Raw genomic sequence first — 219 nt, forward strand, 5'->3', positions numbered from 1 at the left:
GGTGGAGGATGACGGGCTCGAACCGCCGACCCCCTGCTTGTAAGGCAGGTGCTCTCCCAGCTGAGCTAATCCTCCATATAATTAAAAAATTACTAGGAATAAAATATGTATAAATCTTATTCTTTCAAAACTGGATAAACGATGCATTGTGCACAACACAAAATGTGGTTAAGTCCTCGACCGATTAGTATTCGTCAGCTCCATGTGTCGCCACACTTC

The 219-nt window shown here is 43.8% G+C and carries 1 tRNA gene; it reads right to left on the reverse strand.

The annotated features are described in order from the left end of the window. Positions 1-2: 2 nt before the first annotated feature. Positions 3-75, reverse strand: a tRNA-Val gene (locus AC3II9_RS22760). Positions 76-219: the final 144 nt, after the last annotated feature.

It is taken from the genome of Lysinibacillus sp. RU7 (assembly GCF_057837305.1).